Source organism: Noviherbaspirillum sp. ST9 (assembly GCF_048799745.1).
In the GTDB taxonomy this organism is placed as follows: domain Bacteria; phylum Pseudomonadota; class Gammaproteobacteria; order Burkholderiales; family Burkholderiaceae_D; genus Noviherbaspirillum.
Window position 1 is genome coordinate 605851 of the sequence record NZ_JBLWFR010000001.1, and the last position, 17443, is coordinate 623293.

The 17443-nt window shown below is 61.0% G+C and carries 11 protein-coding genes; 5 read left to right on the forward strand and 6 right to left on the reverse strand.

Annotated elements, in window-relative coordinates:
* Positions 1-62: 62 nt before the first annotated feature.
* Positions 63-1031: a DUF4214 domain-containing protein gene (locus ACNOHI_RS02880; protein WP_420473118.1), complete on the reverse strand. Its 969-nt coding sequence runs from the start codon at positions 1029-1031 to the stop codon at positions 63-65.
* A 503-nt stretch (positions 1032-1534) separates the two neighbouring features.
* Positions 1535-2929 carry a DUF4214 domain-containing protein gene (locus ACNOHI_RS02885; RefSeq protein ID WP_420473119.1) on the reverse strand — a complete coding sequence of 465 codons (1395 nt, stop codon included), beginning with the start codon at positions 2927-2929 and terminating at the stop codon, positions 1535-1537.
* 455 nt (positions 2930-3384) lie between these two features.
* On the opposite strand from ACNOHI_RS02885, the gene ACNOHI_RS02890 reads away from it, so the two are divergent.
* From ACNOHI_RS02890 to ACNOHI_RS02905, 4 genes are all read left to right on the forward strand, one after another.
* Positions 3385-4926: a DUF4214 domain-containing protein gene (locus ACNOHI_RS02890; RefSeq protein ID WP_420473120.1), complete on the forward strand. Its 1542-nt coding sequence runs from the start codon at positions 3385-3387 to the stop codon at positions 4924-4926.
* Between the two features lie 535 nt (positions 4927-5461).
* The gene (locus tag ACNOHI_RS02895; protein WP_420473121.1) at positions 5462-7285 is read left to right on the forward strand and encodes a type I secretion system permease/ATPase; all 1824 of its coding nucleotides are present in this window, start codon (positions 5462-5464) and stop codon (positions 7283-7285) included.
* Between the two features lie 2 nt (positions 7286-7287).
* A complete protein-coding gene (locus tag ACNOHI_RS02900; protein WP_420473122.1) occupies positions 7288-8655 on the forward strand; it encodes an HlyD family type I secretion periplasmic adaptor subunit in 1368 nt (455 codons plus the stop codon).
* Between the two features lie 2 nt (positions 8656-8657).
* Entirely contained in the window at positions 8658-10088 is a 1431-nt protein-coding gene (locus tag ACNOHI_RS02905; RefSeq protein ID WP_420473123.1) for a TolC family outer membrane protein, read from the forward strand.
* A 77-nt stretch (positions 10089-10165) separates the two neighbouring features.
* Here the strand turns inward: ACNOHI_RS02905 and ACNOHI_RS02910 are convergent, their stop codons facing one another.
* Complete coding sequence (locus tag ACNOHI_RS02910; RefSeq protein WP_420473124.1) at positions 10166-11518, reverse strand: glycosyltransferase family 4 protein; 1353 nt, start codon at positions 11516-11518, stop codon at positions 10166-10168.
* A 97-nt stretch (positions 11519-11615) separates the two neighbouring features.
* Complete coding sequence (locus ACNOHI_RS02915) at positions 11616-12503, reverse strand: sulfurtransferase (RefSeq protein ID WP_420473125.1); 888 nt, start codon at positions 12501-12503, stop codon at positions 11616-11618.
* Positions 12504-12681: 178 nt separating this feature from the next.
* Here ACNOHI_RS02915 and dnaE point away from each other — a divergent pair, with 178 nt between their 5' ends.
* Positions 12682-16134: a DNA polymerase III subunit alpha gene (gene dnaE / locus ACNOHI_RS02920; protein WP_420473126.1), complete on the forward strand. Its 3453-nt coding sequence runs from the start codon at positions 12682-12684 to the stop codon at positions 16132-16134.
* A 178-nt stretch (positions 16135-16312) separates the two neighbouring features.
* Here dnaE and ACNOHI_RS02925 read toward each other — a convergent pair whose 3' ends face one another.
* Both ACNOHI_RS02925 and ACNOHI_RS02930 read right to left on the reverse strand, forming a co-directional pair.
* Positions 16313-16966, reverse strand: a complete 654-nt coding sequence (locus ACNOHI_RS02925; protein ID WP_420473127.1) for a GNAT family N-acetyltransferase — start codon at positions 16964-16966, stop codon at positions 16313-16315.
* Positions 16967-16979: 13 nt separating this feature from the next.
* A complete protein-coding gene (locus ACNOHI_RS02930; protein ID WP_420473128.1) occupies positions 16980-17351 on the reverse strand; it encodes a DUF2917 domain-containing protein in 372 nt (123 codons plus the stop codon).
* Positions 17352-17443 lie beyond the last annotated feature (92 nt).

The following is a 17443-nucleotide window of genomic DNA, read 5'->3' on the forward strand; positions in this document are numbered from 1 at the left end:
GGGAAGTGTTGTTTGGCAATGCGGCCGCCTTGAGCGCGGTCAAGGGCGGCCGGGTTGGACCATCAGGTATAGGTCGTGCTGTAGCTCATGCCGTTTCCGATGACCCCGATGAGTGCGGCCTGGTTTTCCGGGGACTCCGAGAACCCGACAAGGACTTGGGCGCGGCTCAGTTCGCCGCGATCCAGGGTGCCGACGTGATAAGCGAGACCTTCCGCCTCAGGGGCGCGATGCAGGACGTTGGCGTAAAGCTGGGTGACGAACTGGGTGTTATTGAGGCTGCCGTAGGTCTTCGCAAACTCTGGGCTGTTGATGAAGTTTTGCGCGATTGCGGAAAGACCCCAGCCATTGTCCAGGCTGTTGATCTGGTAAGCGAGGCCGGAGGAGTCCGGCGTGCGGTTGAAGGCCGCCTGGTAGAGGCGATAGGCCTGGCCCGCGTTGCCGGCCGTGTCGAAAGCAATGACCTTGTCGTCGAAGCGCAGGCGTTCCACATTCACCAAGGTGTCCGTTCCGTCCGAGCCTGTGACGGTAATGGTCGCGCCGCTCCGGACAACTTTATTATTTGCGGCAGTGCCGGGTACATAGACTGTATCGGTGCCGGCACCGCCATCAATCTGATCGTTGCCGGCGTAGCCGCGCAGCGCATTATTGAAGCTGTTCCCTATCAGGAGGTCATTCCCGGTCAGCATCGCTGCGTTGTAGGCGACAGAGTTGAGGTTTGCCTCCGTGAGCGACATGTTCAGCGTGATGGTCGACAGGACTTCGTTGGTTGGCGTACGAATCAGCGACAGGGTGTTCACCAGTGCGGATTCCGTGCTGGTGAATGTGAGGTTGATGCCGACGGTATAGCCGCCGGACATGAGAACGGATGCAGTGACGGGTTGGCCGATGGGCGGAATGCCAGCCCAGCTGAACGATTCGCCACTGATCGAACCAAGTTTTGCGTTGTTGGCAGAAGAAGCCGCCGAAGTTGCTCCCATATTGTCCAGGCCATAAGTATGGGCGGCGTCGAAGAGCTGGTAAGTGATAGCCATGAATCTCCATTTTTTCGCGGGTTGAGGCAGCGGAGAGTATCGGCAGATGTGGATATTTTTGCAATACCACAGATATGTGACGCATGGCGATGCGGCGTGTTCAAAAAAGCCGGCATTGAAGCGGTAATGCCCTCAGTTGCGGTTGCAAAGCTGCTGCTTGGGGAAGATGAACGCAGGCACTTCCGCTCGTGACTCGCCTGCCTTTCCCCGTCGCCCTGCCGCAGGCGCTAGGGTGTGTCCGCATTTTGGCAACGTGCGTTCGAGGGCGGGCGGATGCGCACGACGTTTCGCATTCCTTTTCCCCGTCATTCCCGCCTGCGCGGGAATGACGGGGAAGGGTATCGGAAAACTCAAATGAAAGCGGCCGCCAACAAGCAAATCGAAAGGTTGCGAGCGGCGATGGACTATGTGAGTAGTGCCATGAACCGCTTCTCCCTCATTTCCGCGCAGGCGAAAACAACAGCGTCACGCATGAAAGCCGCCTTTTACACGGAAGGTCCGCCTCAGGAGATGCATTCGCATCCCGGGTTCAAGATGCCCCCATTGGCCCCGGGCTCGCAATAGAGCTTGGAAATCCGTTGCCCATCCCGGAGCACCGGAAGCGCGTCTTCCGGATTACCGTAGGGCGTATCGAATCCCCCCTTGCATTCGCTGCGCGGTATCGGCGGCGAAGGCACGTTCCACCGGATGCAGACGACCGGTTGCGCGTCGCTCATGCTCGTGTACGAAAAGCCCATGACTTGGCAACGCGCCGCACGGCCCGACGCCGACCCGAATGGCGGGGGATCGTTGCGGAATGTCCAGGTGCGCACGGGCATGGCAATCACTTCGCCTGAGGAAGGGCTGCCGGCGGGCGCGTCGAAGGCGCTGATGCGCAGGCGCAGCGGCCCGTTGGGGACAATTGTCGTGTCAAGGTCGAGATAGGCATAGGTCCTGTCGTCGGACACGGTAAACCTGCCCAGTTGCGGCACATATCCTTCAGCGGGCAGGAGTTCGGCGTTCGCGATGGAGCGGCCCTGGATTTCGATTCTCGTCGTGCCGCTGATCGTCTCGCCGTCCACCGGTGCGCGGACTACGGCCGCGCCTAACGGTGCCGGCGCAGGGCTCGGCGTGGGAGCGGGGGCCGGAGCCGGAGCAGGCGTCGGCGCCGGTGCGGGCGAGGGAGCGGGCGCCGGAGAGGGCGCAGGGGCACCGGGCGCAGGCGCGGGCGATGGCGCGATGTCGATCGGCGGGTCGCCTACACGCACATACGCGATGCCGTTCTGGATGGCATCCGCCACGAGCTGCTTGTTCTCGGGCGATTCCGAAAATCCGAGCAGTGTCTGTGCACGGTTGCGCGTGCCCGCATTCAGGTGCCCGACGTGATAGGTGAGTCCCGCGGGATCGGGGGCGCGATGCAAAACGTTGGCATACAGTTGCGTGATGAACTGCTCGGCACTGAGGCTGCCGTAGCGGCTGGCGAATTCCGGGCTGTTGATGAAATTTTGCGCGACTTGTTCCAGCGAGTGGCCGACGCGTTCGAGCTGGTCGATCTGGAAGCCGAGGCCCGCCGCATCGGGGCGCCGGTCGAATGCCGCCTGGTAAAGCCGGTAGGCCTGGCCGGGAACGGCGTCGAGGTCGAGTGCGACGGTCGCATCGGCAAAGCGCAGGCGCTTCATGTTGGCAGGCACTGCGAGACTGATTCCCGCATTCTCCTTCACGCTCGTGCCGGAGCTGCCGCGCGTCACCGTGTAGTCGGCATAGCGCCCCGGGAAAGTCATGACATCCGATACTGCCACTTCGGGACGCAGCGTCGCAGCGCCGCTTGCTGTGCTTCCCGGAGAACCGTGGTCGCCGCCGCAGCCTGAAAGTACCAATGCCAGTGCGGTCGCGCCTGCCAGTAGCGGCGTCCTTGTCATACTTCCTCCATGGTGGAATCGATCCCGATTGGAGTCGCATGACGGTCGTTTCTATCGCGGGCCGGTGTTGATGCTTCATAAATGTCATGCAGGATGGCAGGCGGTGCAGCAACTTGCGTCAGGGATTACGGTCGCCGTGCGTTGAATGCGACGGATATCAAGTCGAATGCGTGTTTGATATAGGGGCCGTGCAACTTTTTACATTCGGTCAACTCCAACCTGCAGCGTGGTGATTGCGTCGCTGCGCGCGTACCTTTAGGCATTCCGGCCGTTGGGCATTTGCTCAGCGGCCGTTTTTTTTGCGCATGTCTCGAATTCGTTTCCGCCCGCCACAATTGCAATAGAGCGACCTATAATTTCAAAGCAGGAAACTCTTTTCAATTTCGCAATCCCGTCGGCGCGCATGATGTTCCGTAAGGCCATGGTGTCGGCTCCGCAGAATTCACGAGGAATGCATGGCTATCGTCTCGACGCAGCAAAACACCGTAATCGCGAAACCGATCAGCGGCGATTACCGTATTGATGTGCTGCTCGATGACGCAAGTACACGATGGAATCGCAGCGCTCCTGTCGGTTCTCCCGTCGAGGTGACGTACAGCTTCATGACTTCGGCCCCGACCTATACGGCGGCGGAGCACAAGAATGGGTTTGCCGAATTCACGGTGTCGCAAAAGGTAGCGGCACGCGAAATCTTCTCCCTCCTGGGGCAGCAACTGAATATCAGTTTTCGCGAGGTGCTGGATTTCACGTCGAGCTACGGGCAGATCCGGCTTGGAAACAATGACCAGGGCGACGATTCCGCCGGATATGCGATGCTTCCGGACGCGGACTATGGGGATGACCAGGGCGATGTCTATATCAACAATATTGCGTCCAACCGCCATGCCGTTACGCCTGGTACCTATGCGTACGGCACGCTGGTGCATGAAATCGCCCACGCCCTCGGCCTGAAGCATCCTGGAAACTACAACGGCACCAGCAACAATGCATCCCTCGAGCCCGGCAATTATCTGGCGGCAAGCGAGGACAGCGAAGCCAACAGCATCATGTCTTACATCAGCACGCCACAACAGCAGCAGCGTGTTTTCCTGGGCATGTTCGATCTGCTTGCGCTGCAATACTTGTACGGCGCCCGGGCGTATGCCACGAAAGACAACCAGTACAGTTACAGCAACTCGACTGGCGACCTGCATGTGCTTATCAATGACAACGGCGGGACGGACACGATCGACGCATCCTCGGTGAGTATCGGCGCCACCGTCGATCTGCGGGATGGCAGCTTCAGCTCGATCGGCGTGGCCTTCGATGGCAGCGCGGCAGTGGGAAACGTATCGATCATGATCGGATCCGTGATCGAAAATGCGATCGGCACGGTAGCCAATGACAGGATGATCGGCAACGCCGTGGGTAACGTTTTTTCGCCGGGACGCGGCAACGATACGATCGACGGCGGCCTGGGGCATGACACGGTCATCGTCGGGGCCGAACGCGGCAACTTCGTCATGAGTCGGAACGGCACCAGCGTGACGGCGACCGACAACTCGGGGGCATTCGGAAGCAAGGTCATCACCGGCGTGGAGCGGATCAAGTTTTCCGACGCGGTCATCGCATTCGATACGGATGGGGTGGCGGGACAGGCTTACCGTCTTTATCAGGCTGCGTTCGACCGGACGCCTGACGCGGGCGGTCTCGGATACTGGATCGACTACTTGGAGGAGGGCGCCAGCCTTGTCGATGCGGCGGCCGGCTTCTTCAATTCCGCCGAGTTCAAGGGACTGTACGGTGCTTCGCCGTCAAATGCTGACTTGGTGACGCGGTTTTATCAGAACGTTCTCCACCGGGCGCCGGGACAGAGTGAAGTCGATTGGTGGACGACGGAACTGTCGCGGGGGATGTCCGCGACGCAGGCACTCGTCAACTTCAGTGCAAGCCCGGAGAACCAGGCGCAGGTGATCGGCGTGATCCAGAACGGTATGGAGTTCATTCCCGTGGCGTAGTTGCCATTTTTGCCGTGGCGCATTCGCGACAAGCGAGACGTTATTTGGCTGGCCGCTTTGGCATCTTTCCCCGGTCTGCTCGGCTTTCCTCGCTAGAATTTTGCTGACCTGACGAACGCCGGCCGCCAGCGTTTCTCAATAAACATGGCTGGATCGACATGTGAGTGAATACTCGCACTCGGCGGGAGAGGCAAGGTGGTGGCAGGAAAAAACTGCGGCCCTTGTTAAAGTTGCGCGTACTTTCCCGAGCCCGTTAAACAGAGTTTTCCGTACCCGCCACAACCCTACCAAGACGCAGAAATGCGCAGTATAAAAATTTCCTCAAAGCGACTTTCAATATGGTAAGCTCCTCAAAAATTGTGACGACGGTCACATTTTTTGGTGGCAAGGCTCGGATAATGGCGTCCCTCGGAGTGGGCTTTTCAGTCTTCTTCCGCGCAAATATGCCTCCTGCACAGCCGCTTTGAAATGCATTTCCCGGCAAACGCGATGCCGAATCGCGTTTGCCGCGTTTTGTTTAACGCCGGAACAGACAATGAAACCCAACTTCCAAGTCCCCAAGAACGAGATCACTGAAGCGCTGTCGGGCTTCAAGGGCGCGTTCCGCACGGTCGCCATCTTCAGCGCGATCATCAACCTGCTGATGCTCGTACCGTCACTCTACATGCTGCAGGTGTACGACCGCGTGCTGCCAAGCCGGAACGAGATCACGCTGCTGATGCTGACGCTGATCATGTTCGGTGCCTATGCGCTGATGGGGGCCCTGGAGTTTGTGCGCAGCTTCGTGCTGATCCGGATTGGCGCGCGCCTCGACATGCAACTGAATACGCGCGTCTACACGGCAGCCTTCGAGCAAAACCTGAAGCGCGGCGGCACGAATGCGGGTCAGGCGCTGCAGGACCTGACCAATATCCGTCAGTTCCTGACCGGGAATGCGCTGTTCGCCTTCTTCGACGCGCCTTGGTTCCCTATCTACCTTGTCGTCATTTTCCTGTTTGATCCCGCCCTCGGCGTTTTCGCGCTGATCGGCTCGGCCATCCTCGTTGCGCTCGCCTACATCAACGAAGTCGTCTCCAAGAAGCCGCTTGGCGAAGCAAACACGATGGCCATCGCCTCGTCCAATCTCGCCACCAACAATTTGCGCAACGCCGAAGTGATCGAAGCGATGGGCATGCTGCCCAACCTGATGCATCGCTGGCTGCAACTGCAGGGCAAGTTCCTCAACCTGCAGGCGGAAGCGAGCGAAAAGGCTGGCATCGTCCAGGCCGTCACCAAGTTCGTCCGCATGTCGATCCAGTCCCTGGTGCTCGGTTTTGGCGCGCTGCTGGTCATTGAAGGCAAGATGACCCCCGGCATGATGATCGCCGCCTCCATCCTGATGGGCCGTGCACTGAGCCCGGTGGAAATGCTGATCGGCGTATGGAAGCAGTGGAGCAGCACGCGCAGCGCCTACAAGCGCCTCACCGACCTGCTCGCCGCCAATCCTGCGCGCCAGGCCGGCATGGAACTGCCGAAACCCCAGGGTGTCGTGAGCGTGGAAGGCGTCACCGCTGCGCCGCCCGGTTCGCAAGTCGCCGTGATCAAGGGATTGAGCTTTGGCATTCAACCGGGCGACGCCCTTGGCCTGATCGGTCCCAGTGGCTCCGGCAAGTCGACGCTGGCGCGCCTGCTCGTCGGTATCTGGCCCGCTGCTGTCGGCAAGGTCCGCCTCGACGGCGCGGATATCTATCACTGGAACAAGGACCAGCTCGGCCCGCACATCGGCTACCTGCCGCAGGACGTTGAGCTGTTCGGCGGTACAGTGAACGAAAACATCGCCCGCTTCGGCGAGGTGGATCCGGAACAGGTCATCACCGCTGCCAAGCGTGCCGGTGTCCATGAAATGATCCTGCATCTGCCCCAAGGCTACGACACGCGCCTCGGCGACGGTGGCGCCGGCCTCTCCGGCGGCCAGAAGCAGCGCCTCGGCCTGGCGCGCGCCATGTACGGGGATCCGTCCCTGATCGTGCTGGATGAGCCCAATTCCAACCTCGATGATGTTGGCGAACAGGCACTTGTGAATGCCATCGCCGACCTGCGCCGCCGTGGCAAGACCATCGTGCTGATCACCCACCGCATGAGCGTCATCGGTATCACGAACAAGCTGCTCCTCCTGCGCGACGGCATGGCGCAGATGTTCGGTCCGACGAATGAAGTCTTGAACGCGATCGCGCAAGCCAACCAGCAGGCGCAGCAGCAGGCACAGCAAGCACAACAGGCGGCACAGCAGGCCCAACTGGCCAAGCAGGCCGCCGAAGCGGAAGAACAGGCGCGGATCGCCGCATCCTCCGATAGCAGCGCGGTTACGGAACAGGAATGAACATGAAAAAGCTTTTCAATCAGAAGGCAGACGTTGCCGACGTGGTCGTGCGTTCTGCGCCGGCGCACCTTGAAGAAGTGAAGGTCGAGACCGACGATTCGAAACACTCTCGACTCGGCTGGCTGATCGTGCTGCTGGGCTTCGGCGGCTTCATGTTGTGGGCGTCGTTCGCGCCGCTCGATCAGGGCGTGCCGGTTTCCGGCACCGTTGTGGTCGACTCCAACCGCAAGGCTGTCCAGCACCAGACTGGCGGCACGGTGGACGAGATCCTGGTCAAGGAAGGCGCAACGGTCAAGGCCGGCCAGCCGCTCGTTCGCATGAATGAAGTGCAGACGCGCGCCCAGGCTGAAATGACCCGCGCCCAGTACTTCACGGTGCGCGCTGCTGAAGCGCGCCTGACCGCGGAGCGTGATGGCGTGAAGACGATTACCTTTCCGGAAGAACTGGAAAAAGCAAAGAGCGACCCGCGCGTCGCGAACGTGATCGCACTGCAGTCGCAGTTGTTCACTTCGCGCCAATTGGCGATTCAGAACGAACTCGGCGCCCTTGAAGAAAGCATTGCCGGCTTGCGCTCGCAGGTGCGTGGACTGGAAGAGTCCCGCGAAAGCAAGAAAGTGCAGCTGCAGTTCCTGAAGGAGCAGCTTGAAGGCATGCGCGATCTCGCCAAGGAAGGATATGTCGCCCGCAACCGTCTCCTGGATCTGGAGCGCACCTATGCCCAGGTCAATGGTGCGATTTCGGAAGATATCGGCAATATCGGCCGCGCCCAGCGCCAGATCGCGGAACTGAGCCTGCGCCGCGTGCAGCGGCAGCAGGAATACCAGAAGGAAGTGCGCACCCAACTTGCAGACGCACAGCGGGAAGCGGAAGCGCTCGCGAGCCGCCTGACCGCGCAGGACTTCGAACTCTCCAACATCCTGGTGAAAGCACCTGTTGACGGCATCGTCGTTGGCCTGAACGTCTTCACCAAGGGCGCCGTGATCGGCGCCGGCCATAAGCTGATGGACATCGTCCCGAGTGATGACCCGCTGATCGTCGAAGGCCAGTTGCCGGTCAACCTGATCGACAAGGTGCATCCGGACCTGAAGGTTGAGCTGATCTTCTCGGCGTTCAACCAGAACAAGACGCCGCACGTGCCGGGGCTGGTCACGCAGATTTCTGCAGACCGTATCGTCGACGAGCGCAGCGGCATGCCTTACTACAAGATGAAGGCAAAAGTCGCACCGGAAGGAATGAAGATCATCAAGGACCTGAACGTCCGCCCCGGCATGCCGGTGGAACTGTTCGTGAAGACCGGTGAACGCACGATGATGAGCTACCTGTTCAAGCCGGTGTTCGACCGTGCAAAGACTTCCCTGAGCGAGGAGTGACCGTGGCGCGATTTCCCCAGAGGCGATTCCTCGCCGGCGTGATCGCGGGCGTCATGTCCCTGCAAGCGAGCAATGTATTTGCGCTCGGCCTGCTCGAAGCGTATGAGGCGGCTTTGCAAAACGATCCGACCTTCCGCTCTGCCGTGCATGAAAACGAGGCCGGCCAGCAGAACAGGATCATCGGACGTTCGACACTCCTGCCAAGCTTGACGGCGAGTTATTCGAACACGAAGAACCGCGCGGACATAACGCAGCCGGTGCTTGGCCAGCAAACGACGACGCATCCGCAGTACACCAGCGAAGGCGCCGCGGTGCAGTTGCGCCAGCCCCTGCTCAACCTGGAAGGCCTGGCACGCTACCAGCAAGGCATTGCGCAGACCGACTATAGCGATGCCTTGTTCGCCGGACGGCGGCAGGAACTCGTCATCCGTCTCGTTTCTGCCTATGCTGACGCGCAGTATGCGGAAGACCAGTTGATGCTGGTCAGCGCGCAGCGTGACGCGTTCGCAGAGCAGATGCGCGTCAACGAGCGGATGTTCCAGAAGGGCGAGGGCACGCGCACCGACATGCTGGAAACGCAGGCCAAGTTCGATGTGGCGGAAGCGCAAGTGATCGAGGCGCGTGACAGCGTGAACACCGCGCGCAATGCGCTCGCCGCGATCGTAGGCATGGAGATCAAGGATCTCGATGCCCTGGGCGACGATTTCCGCGTGCAGCCGATGCAGCCGGAATCCATCGAGGAATGGAAGGCGCTCGCGCTTGAGAACAATCCGGAGATCGCTGCACAGCGCCACGCCATCGAAGCCACGCGCTACGAGGTGCGCCGCAATCGCGCGGGCCACGCTCCGCGTGTCGACATGGTTGCCAGCCTGAGCAAGAACAAGGGCGAAACGCTGAACACCTTCAACCAGGAGTCCACCGTGCGCGCGGTCGGCGTCCAGGTCAACATTCCGCTCTATTCAGGCGGTTATGTGGACGCGACGACGACGCAGGCGATCTCCAATCACGAAAAGGCGAAGTCGGACCTGGATGCGAAGACGAACCAGACGCTGGTTGAATTGCGCAAGCAGTACAGCCTTGTCCTCAGCAGTGCAGCGAAGATCGAGGCACTCGAGAAGTCGGTCAAGTCGGCGACCTTGCTGGTGACCGCGACCGAGCAGAGCATCAAGGGCGGCGTGCGCATCAACCTCGATCTGTTGAATGCGAAACAGCAGTACTACACGGCCCGGCGCGACCTCGCGCAGGCACGGTACAACTACCTGCTGAGCTTCCTGCGACTGCGCAGCGCCGCCGGCACGCTGAGCGGCGACGACGTGCAGAAGGTGGCGGCTTACTTTGTGAAAGGCGGGACGTCGAGGGCCATGTCGCCAACGATCCTGCCGTCGCGGGTGATGTCGTCCGCGTATGTGCCGGCAGTGCCTGCTGCCCGGTAGCAGGCGTGGCACCAGTGCGGGGTCATCCGGCTGGGTTGAAATGAAAAGGGCCGCATTCGCGGCCCTTTTTTATGTCGCTACGCCGCGGCACTTGCGCCTGTCGTCTCGCGTTCGGCGAGGCAGGCATCAATGCGGCTGAACAATTGCTCGGTGCTCTCCTGCCACGTCAGCCATTCGACTGGCGCCGGCAGGCGCGGCGCGCCTTGCGCACAATGGGCATCGAGGGCGTCGGCCAATGCGACCGGATGGTCGAGGTCCACGAAGGTCACGCCCTGCTGTCCGATTTCGCGGAACACGGGAATGTCGCTTGCGAATACCGGAAGACCGCGCTGCAAGCCTTCCACAATGGGCAGGCCGAAGCCTTCCGTCACCGACGTGAAGATCAGCCCGCGCACGTTGTCGTACAGGTAGGCAAGTTCGTTGTCCTCGACATTGTTGAACATGAAGAGCTGCTTGCCGAACTGCGCGTGGCCGCGAACCTCGTCGACGAAGTCCTGCACCTTCCAGCCGATCCTTCCGACGATCACAAAGTTCGCCTTGACGCCGCGCTTCCAGAGCTCGTCGAAGGCTTTCAGTGCGTAGCGATGGTTCTTGCGCGGCTCGATGGTGCTGACGTAGACATACGTCGGGACGGCGGATGCGCCGATGCGCTGGATCTCGGGCTTGATCGGCTTGGTGCCGGCCCGCTCACCGTCTAGTTCACTTCCAAGCCAGAAGTACGATACCGCCGGGGCCGGGTATTTTTGTCCGGCGATCTTCGGTAACTCATGACGGAACTCGTCGGCAACCGTTTCCGAAATCGCGACGACCGCGTCGATGCGCTGCACGGCCTGCTGCACCCACTTGTTGAACGAGTCAACGAGCGCGGCCACGCAGAACTGCGGATACGAATGGGGAATCAGGTCATAGATCACGACGGCAACGCGCACGCCGTTCTTGCGATGCTTGTCGACCGCTTTCCAGAGGTCCAGGTGCCAGGACGAATCCAGGAGCACCAGCACGTCTCCCTTCTCGGTCTTGATGGGATCGGGTTGCGGCGGGGGCGCGGATGAGCGCTTCACCATGCGTAGCGGGATGGTCAGGATACGCGTCAAACCCCATTGCGTGCGCGGCGCGTACAGGAATACGACAAAAGGACGATACGGAATCAGGCGCGCTACCACCGCCCGCGTGCCGCGGAATACGCGCTTGGCCAGTTCCTTTCCCGAGCGCACGGCATTGCCGAGTGTCGGGGAAGGCGCATGCACTGCCTCGGGATAGGGGATTTCCTTGTCGATGGCGAAGAAGTCGCCGCCTTCGAACACGACCGGAACAACGCTCTCAGCGAGACCGGTGTTGGCGGACGAGCGGACGATGTTCCTGACGACACGCTGAATGCCGGAATTGAGTTTCGTGTGGTAGGTATGCGTGCATTCAACGTAGTACTTCATCGCAACAATCGGGGAGGTCGCGGCAAAGTGGCGCGACGAGGTTTGAAGGGACGCCTATATTAACGGGTATGGCATGAATCGCAAGAGCCGGCTGCGATCAGGCGGATGCATTCGCGGCGGGTGCCGCACTTTCCGTTTCCCTTATTGTCTTTTTGCAATGAGGGCAGGATTTTCCGGGAACGTAGTATTGCGACAACTGCTCCCGCGGCGTCACCACCGCCCGGCACGCAAAACATTGCACCGTATCCGTCGCTTCCAGCTGCGGATTCAGCGCCGTCCGGTAGTCGAACACGAAACAGTCGCCCGTGTAGTGCGCGCCGCCCACTTCCTCGAAATACTTCAGGATCCCGCCGTCGAGTTGGTACACGCTGTCGTAACCCACGTTCTGCATGTGGATGGCCGCCTTTTCGCAGCGGATGCCGCCGGTGCAGAACGTCACCACCGTCTTGCCGGCCAGTTCGTCCTTGTGCCTTGCCACGACTTCCGGGAATTCGCTGAATTTCTCGATGCGGTAGTCGATGGTGTTGTCGAAGGTGCCGACATCCACTTCAAATGCGTTGCGGGTATCCATCATCACGACCGGCTTGCCGTTGTCATCGTGCCCCTGGTCGAGCCAGCGCTTGAGCGTTTTCGGATCGACGCCGGGCGCGCGGCCTTCCTCCGGCTTGATCAGGGGATTCTTCATCGTGATGATCTCGCGCTTGAGCTTGACCAGCATCTTGGTAAAGGGCTGGCGGTCGTAGTAGCTCTCCTTGACTTCGATGTCGGCAAAGCGCGCATCGGAGCGCAGCCAGGCCAGGAAGCGGTCGATCGGTTCGCGCAGGCCGGCGAGGAAAAGGTTGATGCCTTCCGGACTCAAAAGGATCGTGCCTTTCAGGCCGAGTTCTTCGCACAGCGCGCGGAATTCCGGACGCTTCTCGACGGTGTCGTTGAAGCTGATGAATTTGTAGGCAGCGATGTTGACGTAGGTGTTGCTGGACTGCATAGGGAATGTGCTGTTCTGGAATCGGTGGGAAGTGTCGCCGACGCTAAGTCATTGATTTGCCGCCATTATATACGCGATCGTGTCAGACGGATTCCGACATGCCGTCGCATTCGCGAGACGTTGGAAAATTGCTTTTTGCTTGCCGGCCGGAAGCGGCCCGGGACGGTAAAATAGCGCGATGACTGCACCGCAATTCACCCACCTCCGCCTCCATACCGAATACTCCATCGTCGACGGCCTCGTGCGCGTCGATGACATTGTCAAAGCCGCCGCCAAGGACGGGCAGGCGGCGATGGCGATCACCGACCTCGCCAACCTGTTCGGCATGGTCAAGTTCTACAAGGCCGCGCGCGGCAAGGGCATCAAGGCCATCGCCGGCTGCGATGTCTGGATCACCAACGATGATGACCGCGACAAGCCTTCGCGCCTGTTGTTGCTCTGCAAGAACCGCAACGGTTACCTGCAGATCTGCGAACTGCTGACCAAGGCATGGTTGACGAACGTGCATCGCGGCCGCGCCGAGTTGCGCACCGAGTGGCTGGAGAATGGCGCGGCGAGCGAACTGATCGCGCTGTCCGGCGCACATTCGGGCGATGTCGGTATCGCGATCGACAGCGGCAATCCCGCGCTGGCGCAGAAGTGCGCGGAAAAGTGGGCGGCGATCTTCCCGAACCATTTCTATATCGAGGTGCAGCGTTACGGGCAACCCAACATGGAAAACCATGTGCGGCAGGCGGTGGCGCTGGCGGCAAAGCTGAAACTGCCGGTGGTGGCGACACACCCGATCCAGTTCCAGACGCAAGAGGAATTCATCGCGCACGAGGCGCGCACCTGTATCGCGGAAGGCGAGATCCTTGCCAATCCGCGCCGCGTGAAACGCTTCAACGAAAGCCAGCGCTTCCGCACGCAGGCGGAGATGGCAGAGGTGTTCGCCGACATGCCGGCCGCGCTGCAGAACTCGGTCGAGATCGCCAAGCGTTGCAACCTGCAACTTGAACTTGGCAAACCGAAGCTGCCGCTGTTCCCGACACCGGATGGCATGTCGCTCGACGACTTCCTGGTGCAGGAAGCGAAGAACGGCCTGGAAGAGCGCCTGCTGCAACTGTTCCCCAACGAGGAAAAACGCGAGAAGGTGCGGCAGCGCTACGAGGAACGCCTGAAGTTCGAGACCGACACCATTATCAAGATGGGCTTCCCGGGCTACTTCCTGATCGTGGCGGACTTTATCCAGTGGGGCAAGAACAACGGCGTGCCGGTCGGCCCGGGCCGCGGCTCCGGTGCGGGTTCGCTGGTGGCGTACGCGCTGAAGATTACCGATCTCGATCCGCTGGAATACAACCTGCTGTTCGAGCGCTTCCTGAATCCGGAACGCGTCTCGATGCCTGACTTCGATATTGACTTCTGCCAGGAAAACCGCGACCGCGTGATCCAGTACGTCAAGGATCGTTACGGCCGCGAGGCGGTGTCGCAGATCGCGACCTTCGGCACGATGGCGGCGAAGGGCGCCGTGCGCGACGTGGGCCGCGTGCTCGACATGAGCTACACCTTCTGCGATGGCGTTTCCAAGCTGATCCCGTTCAAGCCGGGCAAGCAGGTGTCGATTGCCGAGGCGATCGAGGAAGAGCCGCTGCTCAAGGAACGTCTCGAGAATGAAGAAGAGGTCAAGCAGCTGCTCGACCTCGCGCAGCAGGTCGAAGGCATTACCCGAAACATCGGCATGCACGCCGGCGGCGTGCTGATTGCGCCCGGCAAGCTGACCGATTTCTGTCCGCTGTACACGCAGGGCGGCGATGCCGGCGTCGTGTCGCAGTACGACAAGGACGACGTGGAAGCCGTCGGCCTGGTGAAGTTCGACTTTCTTGGATTGACTACGCTGACGATTCTTGATCGCGCGGTGAATTACATCAAGATGCTCGACCCGGCGATGAAGGACTTCGACCTGGCCAAGCTGCCGCTCACGGACAAGCCGTCGTACGAACTGCTGACCAAGGCCAAGACGGTCGCCGTGTTCCAGCTGGAAAGCCGCGGTATGCAGGGCATGCTGAAGGACGCGCGTCCCGACCGTTTCGAGGACATCATTGCGCTGGTGGCGCTCTACCGTCCGGGACCGATGGACCTGATTCCCGACTTCTGCAAACGGAAGCACGGCGAGAAATTCGACTACCCCGACCCGCGTACCGAGGGCATCCTCTCCGAAACCTACGGCATCATGGTGTATCAGGAGCAGGTGATGCAGATGGCGCAGGTCATCGGCGGCTACTCGCTCGGCGGCGCGGACTTGCTGCGCCGCGCGATGGGTAAGAAGAAGGCCGAAGAGATGGCGGAGCACCGCTTGATCTTCCGCGAGGGCGCGGCGAAGAACGGCCTGTCCCAGGAGAAGGCCGACGAGATCTTCGACTTGATGGAAAAGTTCGCGGGCTACGGCTTCAACAAGTCGCACGCGGCTGCCTATGCGCTGCTGTCGTATCACACCGCTTACCTGAAGGCCCATCATCCCGCCGCGTTCATGGCAGCCAACATGTCGCTGGCCATGGACGATACGGACAAGATCAAGATCCTCGTCGAGGACGCGATCGACATCTGCAAGCTGAAGATGCTGCCGCCGGACATCAACCTGTCGCAGTACCGCTTCGTGCCGGTCGGCGAGGCGGGCAAGAAGTCGACGCAGATCCGCTACGGGCTTGGCGCGGTGAAGGGGTCGGGGCAGAACGCGATCGAGGCCATCATTGCCGCGCGCGAATCGGGCGGGCCGTTCACCGACCTGTTCGATTTCGTCAAGCGCGTGGACAAGAAGCAGATCAACCGCCGCACGATCGAAGCGCTGATCCGTGCAGGTGCGATGGATTGCTTCGGAACCGACCGCGGCATCCTGATCGCGTCCGTCAACTTTGCGATGGAGTGCGCGGAGCAGGCGCATGCGTCGGCCAACCAGGTCAGCCTGTTCGGCGGCGACGACAGCGACATGGAACCGCCGCCGGAATACGTGAAGGCGCCGGCGTGGAGCGACAAGCAGCGCCTCACCGAAGAGAAGCTCGCGCTCGGCTTCTACCTGTCGGGCCATCTGTTCAACTCGTATGAAGGCGAAGTGCGCAAGTTCATCAAGACCAAGCTGCTCAACCTCGAGCCCTCGCGCGATCCGCGCCTGCTGGCGGGGATCATCAGTGCAGTGCGCGTGCAGATGACCCAGCGCGGCAAGATGGTGATCGCCACGCTGGACGACGGCACGGCGGCGGTCGACGTGACGGTGTACAGCGAGATCTACGAAGCCCACAAGCAGTTGTTCAAGGAAGATGAATTCCTTGCGGTGGTGGGCAAGGTCACGGAAGACCGCTTCAACGGCGGCGTGCGCATCACGGCGGAAAAGGTGATGGACATCGCCATGGCGCGCGTGCAGTTCGGCAAGCAGTTTGCGTTCTCCCTGACGACGCGGTTGGATGCGGCGCAGATGAAGACCATTCTCGCGCCGTATCGGTCGGAGAATGGATTGCCGCTGACGATGCGCTATACGCAGGAAGGTGTGGGGGCTTGCGAGATCCGGCTGGCGGATGATTGGCGCGTGGCGCCGGCGGATGGGTTGAAGCAGATGCTGTTTGAGAAGCTGGGTGTGAAGGGCGCGACGGTGGAGTATTGATTGCGGTGATTGAATGCGGGTGATGCCCAGTTTTTCACCCCCTTCACTCACCCCGTCATTCCCGCGAAGGCGGGAATCCATGGGGAGGTGATGCGGCAGACCCAGTATCGATTCCCGCCTTCGCGGGAATGACGGGGGAGGAAAAGGTTAGTCGCTACGGCATCCACCCGCATTCGCCCTACGTCGCCGCAATCCGCACCCGATCCGCTTTTCCCACCAGCGCCGTCAACGGCGTGCACTTCCACTCCTCCGCCACCAACTGCTTCTTCACACGGCTGAGATACGCTCCATCCGGATGCGGGCCGAACCCGAACCCCATGTCGCGCATCAGCCGATGGATCGGCACATTCTCCACCAGCACATCGCCTTCGATCCGTTCAAACCCGGCGGCGCGCGCGATACAGATCAGCGACTCGATCAGTTTCCGCCCCAAGCCGCTGCGCTGCCATTCATCCGCCACCACGACGCCAAAGTCACACCGCTCCGGATAAGGATCGGCGACGTACTGCGCCATCGCGATCGCCACTTCTTCGCCGTCCTGCTGCACGATCGCCACGACCGTCATCGCGTCGGTTGCCGCGTTATGCGTGAAGCGGTCGAGCATGCGCGGCGTGAGTTCGTGGATCGGGCTGAAGAAGCGGTGGTAGCGGGACTTCTCGGACAGGCCGCGCACTAGCGCCTGGATCAATTCGCCGTCGTCGGTGCGTGCGGCGCGCAGCGTGACCGCGGTGCCGTCCTTGAGGCGCCAGGTGTCATGCACCTCGCGTGAGGCTGGTGAGCGGAATGGGAGCAGTTGCTTCCAGCCAAGCGGGAAGTTCAGCAGGTTGAGCATGACGGCCTCCGGATCAGGCGAAAGCGGGGCGGGCCGCGACCACATGGACGGCTTCGCGCACGGAAGTGCAGCGGCCGGTCTCGCGCGACAGGCTGATGCGCGCGTCGCCGAGCGGCGAGAACAGGGCGGGCGTATCCCGGTCGAGCACGATGCAGTCGCCTGCTTCCAGCACGACATCGCGGATGTCGCCGTCCTGCGCAATCCAGACCGTGCCGGCGAGTGCGCGTACCGTCCAGCCGCGGGCCTGGGGCAGATGCATGTGCTGGGTGGCGCGCAGGGAGAGGATGTCTCCGGCCGGGTTCAGTTCCCGCGCGGCATGCGAGGTGGCGCCATCACGGTGGTGATGAGCGATCTGTGCGACAGTCTTGTGGACCTTGGCTTGCATGATGTGCTCCTTCTTTCCGAGTAGGGAGGTCTTGTGTTGCCTCCATGGAGCTCATTATGGTTTGTTCTCGTATATTTACAATTATGGGAATT